Here is a 12,445-nt window from a genome sequence, read left to right as displayed (position 1 = left end):
CGACAAACCATGGCGGGCCGCGGCGGCTGTCCGCAATCAGATCACAACTGCGTGGTTGGCCACCGCCAAGATTGCGCGGTGCCTCGGCCCGCTGGTACCTAATCGGCGCCGGGGGGCCTCAACGGAGTGAGCACAATGAGGATTGGAAGCCTCCTGACGTCTATCGCCCTGGCCGGGTTCGTTGCGACGGGAGTCGCCGCGGCAGCGACGACAGCAGCGACCACGACCACGACTGCCCCGGCCGCCACCGCGGCCGCCCCGGCGAAGAAGCCCGCGGCGTCTGCCATGACGCCGGAGAAGACCGCGATCTCCAAGCAATGTTCCGCACTCGCGGACGCCAAGAAGCTGCACGGCAAGGCGCGCGAGAAGTTCCGGGCCGACTGCAAGAAGAACGGTGGCAAGGCCACCTGATCAACAGCTGATTTGGGCAATTGTTGCCAGCTTGCCTGCCGGGGCAGGCTGGCGGCAGTTCAGCAAAAACATGAATCGGGTTTCCGTCTGAAGCCGTGTTCATTGGGTTCGTCAAGGGCGGGCCGGACGGTCGCGGAATCTACCATCCCGAGTGCTGAAAACGCGTCGACCGTACGTGACGCTTGGACCGCTGTGGTGAAAGGTTGCTCAGTCTACGAGCTTGGCAACGTTCGTGAGGGTCTGCGGCGTGCCGCCTCGCCGGTTGATCGACACCCAGATATTCGGGTTCTGCTGCGACTGGCGTTTCACGAAGTAGTAGCCGGTCGCGTTCCAGGGCCTGATTTCGTCGACCAGATTGTCGAGGACCAGATCGCCCTTGTCGGTTTTCACCGTCAGGATGGTGTGGCCTTCATTGTCGAGGTCGTGCACCACGGTCATCAGCAGCGCCTGCCGGGGAAATCCCGCCTCCATGAGAAGCTTGCGCTTGTAGAGCGCGTAGATCTTGCAGTCGCCCTTGCCGTCCACCGGATAGTCCCAGTGGTCCATCATCGTGCCCCAGTGATCGAAGTTGCTCACCGGTTTGATGGAACTGTTCGCCTTCTGATTTATCCGCTTGAGGATGCGCAGGGTCTGCGCGGTCAGCTTGACGTTCGCGGCCGGCAGAGCGGGCACCTTGCACTCTTTTGGTCGGCGATGGCAGAAATCGACCCACCCGTAGGGGACGCTGGTGGGGCCGCCAACCGCGGCGGAGAGTGAGGCACCCGAGGGTGATTGCGTCTTCCCGAACAATGTCGACTGCTTTGGCAAGGTGGATTGCGCTGACGCCGAACCGACATTCAGCCACGTTGCGCCAAACAGCCAAACACAGCCAAGCAGGAAGGAGGAAGTCAGGACGCCGAGGGAACGCAGCACTGGCAACACCACCGCACGAGAGGACCGATCAAAAGTAATGTGGCGATCGTGCGCGATCAATTAAACATTTAAGAAGGCGTTAACATGTTCGTGTTCGCGGCCCGCAACGCGGCGTGGCGCCACTCCGCCACGCATCGCGCTATGCTTCTTGCACGTCCCCGAGCCCCGCTGCCTGCACGGCCCCGATCAATTTGCGGTCGAAGGTCGCAAATCCCGTGCAATGCGCGGACTTGCGGAGGTGCAGCGCATCTGCGAAAGCCACACCGGTCTCGACCAGATCGAGCGCGGAAGACACAATTGCCGCGTCTTCGATTTCAACCGTGGGAAGGCCGCCGAACGCCCGCAAAGCTCTGACGATAGCGGCCTGATCATGGCCGTAAGCGCTTCGCAGCGCCCATTCGGCTTCCAGGATGACCGTCACGGCGACAAATACGGGTCGGTCATCGATCACGCGCCGGGCGCGCGGGGATTGCTCGGGATGGTCGTTCATCAGGTACCGAACGACGACATTGGTATCAATCGCGAGCATGCCGCCGTGCTTCGGCGAGAACGCCCGCATCCATGTCTTCAAGCGTCTTCGGCCTGCCGTTATGAGGCAGCAAACCAAAGACGTCTTGAGGCCGGGTAGCGGCGAAGGCAGGTGCCGACTTCAAGATGACGCCTTCAGGCGTGTCTTCGACCACCAGCCGAGTGCCGGCGCCCCACTCCTTGCGTTTGCGGATGGCGCTCGGCAGGATCACTTGCCCCTTGGTTGAGACGGTGGTGGTGGTGAGCTTTTCGGAGCCGGCCATTGTCACTTGCCTCAATGTAAGACAAACGTAAGATAGTCGGAAGTGACGCTGATTTCAAGGCTATAAGGTCCCCATCAAACCCTGGTGCCGCCCACCGTCATCTGGTTCATCCTCAGATGCGGCTGGCCGACGCCGACAGGCACGCCCTGTCCGGCCTTGCCGCACATGCCGATGCCATTGTCGAGCTTCATGTCGTTGCCGACCATCGAGACGCGGTGCATGGCGTCCGGCCCATTGCCGATCAGCATCGCGCCCTTGATCGGCTGTGTCACCTTGCCGTTCTCGATCATGTAGGCCTCGGTGCAGCCGAACACGAATTTGCCCGACGTGATGTCGACCTGGCCGCCGCCGAAGGAGACGGCGTAGATTCCGTTCTTGACCGAGGCGATGATCTCGTCCGGCTCCATGTCGCCCGACGTCATGTAGGTGTTGGTCATGCGCGGCATCGGCTGGTGCGCATAGCCTTCGCGCCGGCCGTTGCCGGTGGCCTTCATGCTCATCAGCCGGGCGTTCTGCCGGTCCTGCATGTAGCCGACCAGTTTGCCGTCCTCGATCAGCACATTGCGGGCCGAAGGCGTGCCCTCATCATCGACGGTGAGCGAGCCGCGCCGCTCCGGGATGGTGCCGTCGTCGACGACGGTGACGCCCTTGGCGGCGACCTGCTGGCCCAGCAGCCCGGCGAAGGCCGACGTCTTCTTGCGGTTGAAATCGCCTTCCAGCCCGTGCCCGACGGCCTCGTGCAGCATGACGCCCGGCCAGCCGCTGGACAGCACGATGTCGAAGGTGCCGGCCGGAGCGGGGATGGCCTCGAGATTGACCAGCGCCTGCCTCAGCGCTTCCTTGGCGGCATGCTTCCAGCTGTCCTCGATCAGGAAGTCGCCGAATGCCTTGCGTCCGCCCATGCCGTAGGAGCCGCTTTCCTGGCGGTCGCCGTCGCCGACCACGACCGAGACGTTGACCCGGACCAGCGGCCTGATATCGCGCACCACCTGGCCGTCGGCGCGCACGATCTCGACATGCTGCCAGGACGCGGCGAGCGAGGCCGTCACCTGGCGCACCCGTGGATCCTCGGCGCGCAGCCAGGCGTCGATTTCCTGCAGCAGCTTTGCCTTGGTCTCGAAGGAGGGCGAGGGGATCGGGTTCTCGTCGCCGTAGAGATGGCGGTTGGTGCGGGCGGGGGCGGCGGCAAGCGTACCGGAATAGCCGCCCTTGACCGTCGAGACGGCGGCGGCCGCGCGCAGCAGCGAGGCTTCGGAGAGGTCGCTCGAATGGGCGTAGCCGCTGGCTTCACCCGCGACCGCACGCAGGCCAAAACCCTGGTCGGTGTTGAAATTGGCGGTCTTCAGCCGGCCATTGTCGAACATCAGCGCCTCGCTCTCGCTGTATTCGAGAAACAGTTCGCCGTCATCGGCGCCCTTGATGGTGTCGGCGACGATCTGCTTGATGCGATCGTCGGAGATATCGAATTGGCCGATCAGGCTTTTCATGGCGCGTCCGTCCGTGGGAAGATTGCTTTCCCCCGATGTAGGCGCGAAGCCGCGCCCGCACAATCGGCAATGAGGATCAGCGTCGACGAATGGCAACGGCCGGCCCATGCGGCATTCACGAAAGCTGAGTCAGAACCCGGTTCTGCGCAAAGCACGGGATCAGGGCAGGGCGGCGAAACCGTCGGCAAAACCCTTGAGGTCGACAGGGATGCCGATGCCTTCCTCAGGCGTCTGGAAGACAATGAACGTCGCCGACGTACCGGTCTTCAACGTGTCGAGCAGCGGCTTTTCGAGGATGACCTCGGCATAGCAGCCGTCCTGGAAGCAGCGCACGAAATAGGCGCGGCCGATGTCCTTGCCGTCGACATTGAGGCCGAGCCCGTTCGGCAAAAGCACGCCGAGCGGCGCCAGCACGCGCAGGATCTCGGCCTTGTTGTCGGCGGTGCGCAGCACGACCACCGACAGCCCCATCTCCGGGCGGTCCTCGGCGACGACATTCTGCATCATCACGCATTGTTCGGAGGTGGCGCCTGCCGGCGTGTCGCAGATGATCGACCATGCGCCATGCGTCGAGCGCACCGTGCCGCTCGGCTGGGCGGCATTGGCCTGACCGGCGACGAACAGGCTGGCCGCGGACAAAGCGGCAAGAAACATGGCCTTGACCAAGGTGCTCGAAAGCCCCGGTCTCGTATGCCCCAGTCTCGAAAGCCAAGAGTTCATGACGGCTCCATTGCGAATCACGGCACTTTAAGCCGCGCCAATGCCAAGTAAAGGACGAGACCGCTGCCGAACTGTCCCGAAACAGGCAATCCAGCGCTTTTCCCTGCCAAATTCGCCTGAATTACGACGCATCGCGCACCTTGCCAACATGAGGCGAGCAGCCGGCCAAACATACGCGATTCGCCGCCATCGCCGCTGCCCCGGAAGAGCCGTCTCGGCTTGCGCGCAAAAATGCCGCACAGTTTCCTCCGCTCCTTTCTTGCGGAGGGAAAAAGAGTATGGTTTGAACCAGCTTGAGACTGTCGGGATTCCCGTCCCGGCATTGTTCGTTATTCTCGTTGGCACCGCCGCGAGGAACTGGGAGACGAAGAGGGCGATGAGAAATTTCCTAGCAGACGCCAAGTTTCTAGCCAGTGCTGGGGCTGCCACCGCGCTTTTCGCCGGCACGTCCGCCCATGCCGATCAGCCCGTGGCGTGGGAGACGACCTTCCAGGCGCCGGCGACCGACATGATGCGGCAGATCGAATGGTTCGGAAATTATACGATGTGGTTCATCGTCCCGATCACCATCCTGGTGTTGCTTCTCCTCGCCTACTGCATCGTCAGGTTCCGCGCGAGCGCAAACCCGGTTCCCTCCAAGACCAGCCACAACACGCTGATCGAGGTGATCTGGACCGTCGGCCCGGTCGTGGTCCTGCTCTGCCTCGCCATCCCCTCGTTCCAGTTGCTGACCGCGCAGTACACCCCGCCGGAGGAAGCCAAGCTCACCGTCAAGGCGACCGGCAACCAATGGAACTGGGACTACGAATACCAGACCGACAACACGCTCTCCTTCAATTCGGCCATCCTCCAGGATGGCGATCGCGCCAAGGCCGGCAAGGAGGATCGCAAGGTCTATCCGCGCCTGCTCGCCGTCGACAATGAGCTGGTGGTGCCGGTCAACACGATGACACGCGTGCTCGTCACCGCGACCGACGTGATCCACTCCTTCGCCATGCCGTCCTTCGGCATCAAGATCGACGCCATTCCGGGGCGCACCAACGAGACCTGGTTCAAGGCGGAGAAGGAAGGCCTCTATTACGGCCAGTGTTCGCAGCTTTGCGGCAAGGACCACGCCTTCATGCCGATCGCCATTCGTGTCGTCTCCGACGCGCAGTTCAAGACCTGGCTGGCTGCGGCCAAGACCGATCTGCCCGGCGCCAACAAGACGCTGATGGCCGAGGTCGATGGCCAGAACAAGGTAGCGGCCGCCGGCAATTGATGCCGCGGGTTAGCAAGATTTAGGGAACGGAGCGGAACATGGCAGACGCTGCAGCTCACGACGGCCACGACCACAAGCCTTATCATGGCTGGGTGCGCTGGGTCTATTCGACCAACCACAAGGACATCGGCACGCTCTACCTGATCTTCGCGATCATGGCCGGCATCATCGGCGGCGCGCTGTCGGTCGCCATCCGCATGGAGCTGCAGGAGCCTGGCATCCAGATCTTCAGCGGTCTGGCCCAGATGGTCTACGGCATGAACGGTGACGCCGCGATCGACGGCGGCAAGAGCATGTACAATGCCTTCGCCACCGCGCACGCGCTGATCATGATCTTCTTCATGGTCATGCCGGCGCTGATTGGCGGCTTCGCCAACTGGATGGTGCCGATCATGATCGGCGCGCCCGACATGGCGTTCCCGCGCATGAACAACATCTCCTTCTGGCTGCTGCCGCCAGCCTTCATCCTGCTGCTCACCTCGATGTTCGTGCCGAGCGCGCCGGGCGCCTTCGGCGTCGGCGGCGGCTGGACGCTGTATCCGCCGTTGTCGACCTCGGGTCAGCCCGGACCGGCCATGGATCTGGCGATCCTGTCGATCCACATCGCCGGTGCCTCGTCGATCCTCGGCGCCATCAACTTCATCACCACCATCTTCAACATGCGCGCTCCGGGCATGACGCTGCACAAGATGCCGCTGTTCGCCTGGTCGGTGTTGGTCACCGCCTTCCTGCTGCTGTTGTCCCTGCCTGTGCTGGCCGGCGGCATCACCATGCTGCTCACCGACCGCAATTTCGGCACCACCTTCTTTGCGCCCGATGGCGGCGGCGATCCGCTCCTGTTCCAGCACCTGTTCTGGTTCTTCGGTCACCCGGAAGTGTACATCCTGATCCTGCCGGGCTTCGGCATCATCAGCCACATCGTCTCGACCTTCTCGAAGAAGCCGGTGTTCGGTTATCTCGGCATGGCCTACGCCATGGTCGCGATCGGCGCCGTCGGCTTCATCGTCTGGGCGCACCACATGTATACGACCGGCCTGTCTCTGGACACGCAGCGCTACTTCGTCTTCGCCACGATGGTCATCGCGGTGCCGACGGGCGTCAAGATCTTCTCCTGGATCGCGACGATGTGGGGCGGGTCGATCTCGTTCAAGACGCCGATGCTGTGGGCGCTGGGCTTCATCTTCCTGTTCACCATCGGTGGCGTCACGGGCGTTCAGCTGGCCAATGCCGGCCTCGACCGCTCGCTGCACGACACCTATTTCGTCATCGCCCACTTCCACTACGTGCTGTCGCTGGGCGCGGTGTTCGCCATCTTCGCCGGCTGGTACTACTGGTTCCCCAAGATGACCGGCTACATGTATTCGCCCGTCATCGCCAACACCCACTTCTGGGTCACCTTCGTCGGCGTCAACCTGATCTTCTTCCCGCAGCATTTCCTTGGCTTGGCCGGTATGCCGCGCCGCACCATCGATTATCCGGACGCGTTTGCCGGCTGGAACTATGTGTCGTCGATCGGCTCCTACATCTCGGCCGTCGGTGTGGCGATCTTCCTCTACTGCGTTTTCGAAGCCTTCCAGAAGAAGCGGATCGCTGGTGCCAACCCATGGGGCGAGGGCGCCACCACGCTCGAATGGCAGCTGCCTTCGCCGCCGCCGTTCCACCAGTGGGAGCAGCTGCCGAAGATCAAGTAAGGCGGCTCCCGCCCGAATACGAAACCGCCGGCCCGCCGGCGGTTTCGGCCAACGGAATGATGGACTGAGTACGCATGGCCCTAGTCGACGAAACCAGCATTGACGAAGCGGGCTTCCGCATGTCGGAAGCGACAGCGGGCGATTTCTTCGCCCTGCTGAAGCCGCGCGTCATGTCGCTGGTGGTGTTCACCGCCTTTGTCGGGTTGGTCGCCGCCCCGGTGACCATCAACCCGCTGCTGGCGGTGATCGCCATCCTGTCTATCGCCATTGGCGCCGGCGCCTCGGGCGCGCTCAACATGTGGTACGACGCCGACATCGACGCGGTGATGACCAGGACTGCAAGCCGTCCGGTGCCGTCCGGCCGCATCCAGCCGCACGAGGCGCTCAGCTTCGGCCTGGTGCTGTCGGTGCTGTCGGTGATGACGCTCGGGGTGCTGGTCAACTGGCTGTCGGCGACGCTGCTGGCCTTCACCATCTTCTTCTATGCCGTCGTCTACACGATGTGGCTGAAGCGCTGGACGCCGCAGAACATCGTCATCGGCGGCGCGGCCGGCGCCATTCCGCCGGTTATCGGCTGGGCCGCGGTGACCGGATCGGTCAGCCTGGAAAGCATCGTCCTGTTCCTGATCATCTTCCTGTGGACGCCGCCGCATTTCTGGGCGCTCGCGCTGTTCAAGTCCGGGGATTATGAGCGTGCCGGCATCCCGATGATGCCCAACGTCGCCGGCCACGCTTCGACCCGCCGTCAGATATTCGCCTATGCGCTGGTGCTGGCCCCGGTCGGCGTCGCGCCGTGGCTGCTCGGCTATACGACGCCTTTCTATGGCGTGGCCGCCATACTGCTTGGTATCGGCTTCGTCTGGTACGCCTGGAAAGTGCTCGGCATGGCCGATGACGACCGCATCATGAAGCCGGCCAAGGCGCTGTTTGCCTATTCGCTGCTTTATCTCTTCGCCATCTTCGCTGCCTATCTGGCCGACAGCGTTGTCGAACGCGCGCTTGCCATGGGTGGGGCATGATCATGGTCGAGGAAAAGCTTGAAACGGTCACCTTGACCGAGCGTCAGAGGAAGGCCCAGCGCAGCCGATCCATCGCCATAGGCGTGGCGTTGGCTGTGCTTGTCGTCATTTTCTACATCGCCACGATCATCAAGTTCGGCCACAATCTGGGCACGATGTGATGAGCGTCGAGATGTCCAAAAAACCGGCCGGCAAGAACAGCAACCGCATCGTCGCGGCGGTGTGTCTTGCCTTCTTCACCGGCATGATCGGCATGGCCTATGCCGCCGTGCCGCTCTATAAGATGTTCTGCCAGGCGACCGGCTACGGCGGCACGACGCAACGTGTCGAGAAGCAGTATGCCGGCCGTGTGCTCGACCGTGAGATCACCGTCCGCTTCGACGCCAATGTCGCCGGCGTGCCGTGGGAATTCCAGCCGGTCCAGCGCTCGATGACCATGAAGATCGGCGAGACCGTGCAGGCGCATTATCAGGCGACCAACAAGTTCGATCGCCCCGTCACCGGCCGCGCCACCTTCAACGTGCAGCCGGAACTGGCGGGCCCGTATTTCAACAAGGTCGAGTGTTTCTGCTTCACCGATACGTCGCTGAAGCCGGGCGAGACGCTGGACATGCCGGTCCTGTTCTATGTGGACCCCGATATCGTGAATGTGCCGGAACTGAAGGACGTGAAGACCATCACGCTGTCCTATACGATGTTCCCGGTCGAGAAGAACAAACCGGTCGCCTCGTCGGAGCCGGTCCAAGGCACCAGCAAGACAATTTCAGATGCCGAAGCAAATCTCGGGGGTTGATATGGCAGACGCGCACGCAAAACCACAGCATGACTATCATCTGGTCAACCCGAGCCCGTGGCCCTTCCTGGGCTCGATCGGGGCGCTCGTCACGGCCTTCGGCGGTGTCTGCCTCATGGAGTATTTGAAGGGCGGCTCCTTCCCGATCTTCGGCCACAACATCGCCAATCCGTGGCTGTTCTTCATCGGCCTGGTGATCGTGCTCTACACCATGTTCGCTTGGTGGTCGGACACGATCAAGGAAGCGCATGAGGGTCATCACACGCGCGTCGTGTCGCTGCATCTGCGCTACGGGATGATCATGTTCATCGCCTCGGAGGTGATGTTCTTCGTTGCCTGGTTCTGGGCCTATTTCGATGCCAGCCTTTTTGCTGGCGAGGTGCAGAACTATGCGCGCCACACATTTACCGGCGGTGTCTGGCCGCCGAAGGGCATGGAGGTTCTCGATCCCTTCCACCTGCCGCTCTACAACACCATCATCCTGCTCCTGTCGGGCACCACGGTCACCTGGGCGCACCATTCGCTGATCCATGGCGATCGCAAGGGCCTTATCAACGGCCTGGTGCTGACCGTCGGCCTCGGCATGCTGTTCACGATGGTGCAGGCCTATGAGTACATACACGCACCGTTCGGCTTCAAGGATTCCATCTACGGCGCCACCTTCTTCATGGCGACCGGCTTCCACGGCTTCCATGTCATCATCGGCACCATCTTCCTGCTGGTTTGCCTGATCCGCGCGATGAAGGGCGATTTCACCCCCAAGCAGCATTTCGGCTTCGAGGCGGCTGCCTGGTACTGGCACTTCGTCGACGTGGTCTGGCTTTTCCTGTTCTCAGCGATCTATGTCTGGGGATCGGCTGGTGCGGTGATCGAAGGCCACTGATCCGGCCTTTGCGATTGGATTTCAGGGAGGGGCGGCCGCGGCGACGTGGCCGCCTTCTTCTTTTCGGCGCAATGATTGCCGAATGGTTTCGGCTGGTGGAACCGTCTGCTTCAATTGGTCGACTGGACTGATGGCTGCATTGCCGTTACGGACTCCGACATGAACGAAATCTGGGCAATGGTGGCCGATGGGACACCGATAGAGATCGAGCAGTAGCGATGAGTGAAGACAAGGCGATCTGGCCTCCGATCGATCCGATTTCGGCCGGCCTGCACGGCCGCTGCCCGCGCTGCGGCGAAGGGCGGCTGTTTTCCGGCTTCCTCACCGTCGGCAAACGCTGCGTCAATTGCGGCCTCGATTATTCCTTCGCCGATGCGGGCGACGGACCGGCGGTCTTCGTCATCCTGATCATCGGCTTCATCATCGTCGGACTGGCGCTCTGGGTCGAGGTGACGCTGAGCCCGCCGCTATGGCTGCATCTGCTGGTCTGGATCCCGCTGGCCCTGGTGCTGTGCCTGACGGCGCTGCGGCTGATCAAGGGCGTGCTGCTCACTCTCCAATATGCCAACAAGGCGGCCGAAGGCCGGCTGGACCGCGACGAATGAGCGAAGCGACCATCAAAGGTGCCGGCCGTTCGCGGCCACGATCGGCATTGCTGCTCGGCCTTGGTCTGGTCCTGCTTTTGATCTTGCTGGCGCTCGGCACCTGGCAGGTCCAGCGCCTGCACTGGAAGGAAGGTCTCCTGCAGACCATCGGCCAGCGCACGCATTCGGCGCCGCTGCCGCTGGCCGAAGTCGAGAAGGAATTCGCCTCGACCGGCGACGTCGACTACACGCCTGTCACCGTCTCCGGCACGTTCCTGCATTCGGGCGAACAGCATTTCTACGCGACCTGGGAAGGTGACGCCGGCTTCAACGTCTACACGCCGCTTGCCCTCGACGATGGCCGCTTCGTGCTGATCAATCGTGGTTTCATACCCTATGATCTGAAAGACCCGGCCAAGCGTGCCAACGGGCAGATCCCAGGCAAGGTGACCATCACCGGGCTTGCCCGCAATCCGCTGCCGGCAAAGCCGTCGATGATGCTTCCCGACAATGACGTGGCGAAGAACATCTTCTATTGGAAGGACCGCGACGCCATGGCGGCGAGCGCCGGCCTGCCGGCCGGGTTCACGCTGGTGCCGATCTTCATCGATGCCGACAAGACGCCGAATCCCGGTGGTCTGCCGATCGGCGGCGTCACCATCATCGACCTGCCGAACAGCCATCTGCAATATGCTGTCACCTGGTATGGGCTTGCCGCGGCACTTGCCGCAGTGCTCATCCTGCGGCTTCGCCGTCCCGCGAAAGAAGAATGACCACGCGCGATGCCCCCTTGCTGCCGACGCCCCCTTTCTACCGACGCTCTTGACAGGGCAGGGCCAGGCACCTCATTTCGGCGCTGACGAACCGGCCAGGATTTGATGCATAAGACAACCAACAAGCCTCCGCTGACGATCCGGCTCTGCCAGCCACGCGGTTTCTGCGCCGGCGTTGACCGTGCCATCCAGATTGTCGTGCTGGCGCTGAAGAAATACGGCGCGCCGGTCTATGTCCGCCACGAAATCGTGCACAACCGTTACGTTGTCGAAGGGCTGCAGAGCCTTGGCGCCGTCTTCATCGAAGAACTCTCCGAGATCCCGGCCGAACACCGGCAGTCGCCGGTCGTCTTCTCGGCGCATGGCGTGCCGAAATCGGTGCCGGCGGACGCGCAGGCGCGCAACCTGTTCTATCTCGACGCTACCTGCCCGCTGGTCTCCAAGGTCCACAAACAGGCGATGCGCCATCAGCGGCTTGGCCGCCATGTGCTGTTGATCGGCCACGCCGGCCACCCCGAGGTGATCGGCACCATGGGCCAATTGCCGGACGGCGCTGTCACGCTGGTCGAGACCGAGGCCGATGCCGCCAGGCTCGTGCCCGCCGATCCGAAGGCGCTTGGCTTCGTCACCCAGACCACGCTGTCGGTCGAGGACACCGCCGGCATCATCCGAGCGCTGCGGGAGCGCTTCCCCGATCTGCAGGCGCCGGCGGCGGAATCGATCTGCTACGCCACCACCAACCGCCAGGAGGCGGTCAAGGACACCGCCCCGGGCGCTGATCTCTATCTGATCGTCGGCGCTCCCAATTCCTCCAATTCGCGCCGCCTTGTCGAAGTGGCCGAGCGTGCCGGCGCCACAATGTCGCTTCTCGTGCAGCGCGCCGCCGAAATTCCATGGAATGACATCGGCACCATTTCGACGCTTGGCCTGTCGGCCGGGGCATCGGCGCCGGAGATCATCGTCGACGAGATCATCGACGCGTTCCGCCAGCGCTTCGATGTCACCATCGACCTGGCCATCACGGCCACCGAAACAGAGGATTTTCCGGTCATGCGGGTACTGCGCGATGTCGAACTGACGCCGGCCGACATGGCCTTCGTCAATGGGGCCGCGTAAGGCA

At 62.7% G+C, this 12,445-nt stretch carries 15 protein-coding genes and 1 pseudogene; 11 read left to right on the top strand and 5 right to left on the bottom strand.

Annotated features, from left to right (window positions below; genetic code table 11):
* The first annotated feature begins 135 nt into the window (after positions 1-135).
* Positions 136-411 (top strand): hypothetical protein, encoded by a 276-nt coding sequence (locus FJ546_RS01300; protein WP_140887465.1) that lies wholly within the window; start codon positions 136-138, stop codon positions 409-411.
* Between the two features lie 207 nt (positions 412-618).
* Here the strand turns inward: FJ546_RS01300 and FJ546_RS01295 are convergent, their stop codons facing one another.
* The 5 genes from FJ546_RS01295 to FJ546_RS01275 all read right to left on the bottom strand — a co-directional run bounded on the left by FJ546_RS01295 (position 619) and on the right by FJ546_RS01275 (position 4,321).
* A complete protein-coding gene (locus FJ546_RS01295) occupies positions 619-1,380 on the bottom strand; it encodes a transglutaminase-like cysteine peptidase (protein WP_140888030.1) in 762 nt (253 codons plus the stop codon).
* Positions 1,381-1,462: 82 nt separating this feature from the next.
* The gene (locus tag FJ546_RS01290; protein ID WP_140888028.1) at positions 1,463-1,852 is read right to left on the bottom strand and encodes a type II toxin-antitoxin system VapC family toxin; all 390 of its coding nucleotides are present in this window, start codon (positions 1,850-1,852) and stop codon (positions 1,463-1,465) included.
* Positions 1,839-2,114 carry an AbrB/MazE/SpoVT family DNA-binding domain-containing protein gene (locus FJ546_RS01285; RefSeq protein WP_140887463.1) on the bottom strand — a complete coding sequence of 92 codons (276 nt, stop codon included), beginning with the start codon at positions 2,112-2,114 and terminating at the stop codon, positions 1,839-1,841. The genes FJ546_RS01290 and FJ546_RS01285 overlap by 14 nt, the downstream gene beginning before the upstream one ends.
* A 74-nt stretch (positions 2,115-2,188) precedes the next feature.
* Positions 2,189-3,601 (bottom strand): metalloprotease TldD, encoded by a 1,413-nt coding sequence (gene tldD / locus FJ546_RS01280; protein ID WP_140887462.1) that lies wholly within the window; start codon positions 3,599-3,601, stop codon positions 2,189-2,191.
* Positions 3,602-3,760: 159 nt separating this feature from the next.
* Positions 3,761-4,321 (bottom strand): invasion associated locus B family protein, encoded by a 561-nt coding sequence (locus tag FJ546_RS01275; RefSeq protein WP_140887460.1) that lies wholly within the window; start codon positions 4,319-4,321, stop codon positions 3,761-3,763.
* A gap of 376 nt (positions 4,322-4,697) precedes the next feature.
* Between FJ546_RS01275 and coxB the strand changes: the two genes are divergently transcribed.
* From coxB to ispH, 10 genes and pseudogenes are all read left to right on the top strand, one after another.
* The gene (coxB, locus tag FJ546_RS01270; protein WP_095786887.1) at positions 4,698-5,582 is read left to right on the top strand and encodes a cytochrome c oxidase subunit II; all 885 of its coding nucleotides are present in this window, start codon (positions 4,698-4,700) and stop codon (positions 5,580-5,582) included.
* Between the two features lie 38 nt (positions 5,583-5,620).
* Complete coding sequence (gene ctaD / locus FJ546_RS01265; RefSeq protein ID WP_140887459.1) at positions 5,621-7,273, top strand: cytochrome c oxidase subunit I; 1,653 nt, start codon at positions 5,621-5,623, stop codon at positions 7,271-7,273.
* Between the two features lie 74 nt (positions 7,274-7,347).
* Positions 7,348-8,292, top strand: a complete 945-nt coding sequence (locus FJ546_RS01260) for a heme o synthase (RefSeq protein ID WP_140887457.1) — start codon at positions 7,348-7,350, stop codon at positions 8,290-8,292.
* Between the two features lie 2 nt (positions 8,293-8,294).
* Positions 8,295-8,453: a hypothetical protein gene (locus FJ546_RS01255; RefSeq protein WP_080512128.1), complete on the top strand. Its 159-nt coding sequence runs from the start codon at positions 8,295-8,297 to the stop codon at positions 8,451-8,453.
* Positions 8,453-9,085 (top strand): cytochrome c oxidase assembly protein, encoded by a 633-nt coding sequence (locus FJ546_RS01250; RefSeq protein WP_140887456.1) that lies wholly within the window; start codon positions 8,453-8,455, stop codon positions 9,083-9,085. Before FJ546_RS01255 ends, FJ546_RS01250 begins: the two co-directional genes overlap by 1 nt.
* A 1-nt stretch (position 9,086) precedes the next feature.
* Positions 9,087-9,968, top strand: a complete 882-nt coding sequence (locus FJ546_RS01245) for a cytochrome c oxidase subunit 3 (RefSeq protein ID WP_140887455.1) — start codon at positions 9,087-9,089, stop codon at positions 9,966-9,968.
* A 78-nt stretch (positions 9,969-10,046) separates the two neighbouring features.
* Positions 10,047-10,184 (top strand): annotated as a pseudogene (locus FJ546_RS31980) (L,D-transpeptidase family protein); the annotation flags it as partial.
* A gap of 2 nt (positions 10,185-10,186) precedes the next feature.
* A complete protein-coding gene (locus tag FJ546_RS01240) occupies positions 10,187-10,573 on the top strand; it encodes a DUF983 domain-containing protein (protein WP_140887453.1) in 387 nt (128 codons plus the stop codon).
* Entirely contained in the window at positions 10,570-11,325 is a 756-nt protein-coding gene (locus FJ546_RS01235; RefSeq protein ID WP_181167768.1) for an SURF1 family protein, read from the top strand. The genes FJ546_RS01240 and FJ546_RS01235 overlap by 4 nt, the downstream gene beginning before the upstream one ends.
* Positions 11,326-11,430: 105 nt before the next feature.
* The gene (ispH, locus tag FJ546_RS01230; RefSeq protein WP_140887452.1) at positions 11,431-12,441 is read left to right on the top strand and encodes a 4-hydroxy-3-methylbut-2-enyl diphosphate reductase; all 1,011 of its coding nucleotides are present in this window, start codon (positions 11,431-11,433) and stop codon (positions 12,439-12,441) included.
* The last annotated feature ends 4 nt before the right edge of the window (positions 12,442-12,445 follow it).

Source organism: Mesorhizobium sp. B2-4-19 (genome assembly GCF_006441315.1).
Lineage (GTDB): Bacteria > Pseudomonadota > Alphaproteobacteria > Rhizobiales > Rhizobiaceae > Mesorhizobium.
The sequence above is the reverse complement of the archived record's forward strand: the minus strand, read 5'-3'. Positions and strand labels throughout refer to the sequence as shown.

Excerpts from the sequence above, each read along its gene's own strand:
- coxB (WP_095786887.1), top strand. The coding sequence starts at position 4,698 with ATGAGAAATTTCCTAGCAGACGCCAAGTTTCTAGCCAGTGCTGGGGCT.
- FJ546_RS01255 (WP_080512128.1), top strand. The coding sequence starts at position 8,295 with ATGGTCGAGGAAAAGCTTGAAACGGTCACCTTGACCGAGCGTCAGAGG.
- FJ546_RS01235 (WP_181167768.1), top strand. The coding sequence starts at position 10,570 with ATGAGCGAAGCGACCATCAAAGGTGCCGGCCGTTCGCGGCCACGATCG.
- ctaD (WP_140887459.1), top strand. The coding sequence starts at position 5,621 with ATGGCAGACGCTGCAGCTCACGACGGCCACGACCACAAGCCTTATCAT.
- FJ546_RS01300 (WP_140887465.1), top strand. The coding sequence starts at position 136 with ATGAGGATTGGAAGCCTCCTGACGTCTATCGCCCTGGCCGGGTTCGTT.
- FJ546_RS01290 (WP_140888028.1), bottom strand. The coding sequence starts at position 1,852 with ATGCTCGCGATTGATACCAATGTCGTCGTTCGGTACCTGATGAACGAC.
- tldD (WP_140887462.1), bottom strand. The coding sequence starts at position 3,601 with ATGAAAAGCCTGATCGGCCAATTCGATATCTCCGACGATCGCATCAAG.
- FJ546_RS01285 (WP_140887463.1), bottom strand. The coding sequence starts at position 2,114 with ATGGCCGGCTCCGAAAAGCTCACCACCACCACCGTCTCAACCAAGGGG.
- FJ546_RS01260 (WP_140887457.1), top strand. The coding sequence starts at position 7,348 with ATGGCCCTAGTCGACGAAACCAGCATTGACGAAGCGGGCTTCCGCATG.
- ispH (WP_140887452.1), top strand. The coding sequence starts at position 11,431 with ATGCATAAGACAACCAACAAGCCTCCGCTGACGATCCGGCTCTGCCAG.
- FJ546_RS01245 (WP_140887455.1), top strand. The coding sequence starts at position 9,087 with ATGGCAGACGCGCACGCAAAACCACAGCATGACTATCATCTGGTCAAC.
- FJ546_RS01250 (WP_140887456.1), top strand. The coding sequence starts at position 8,453 with ATGAGCGTCGAGATGTCCAAAAAACCGGCCGGCAAGAACAGCAACCGC.
- FJ546_RS01275 (WP_140887460.1), bottom strand. The coding sequence starts at position 4,321 with ATGAACTCTTGGCTTTCGAGACTGGGGCATACGAGACCGGGGCTTTCG.
- FJ546_RS01240 (WP_140887453.1), top strand. The coding sequence starts at position 10,187 with ATGAGTGAAGACAAGGCGATCTGGCCTCCGATCGATCCGATTTCGGCC.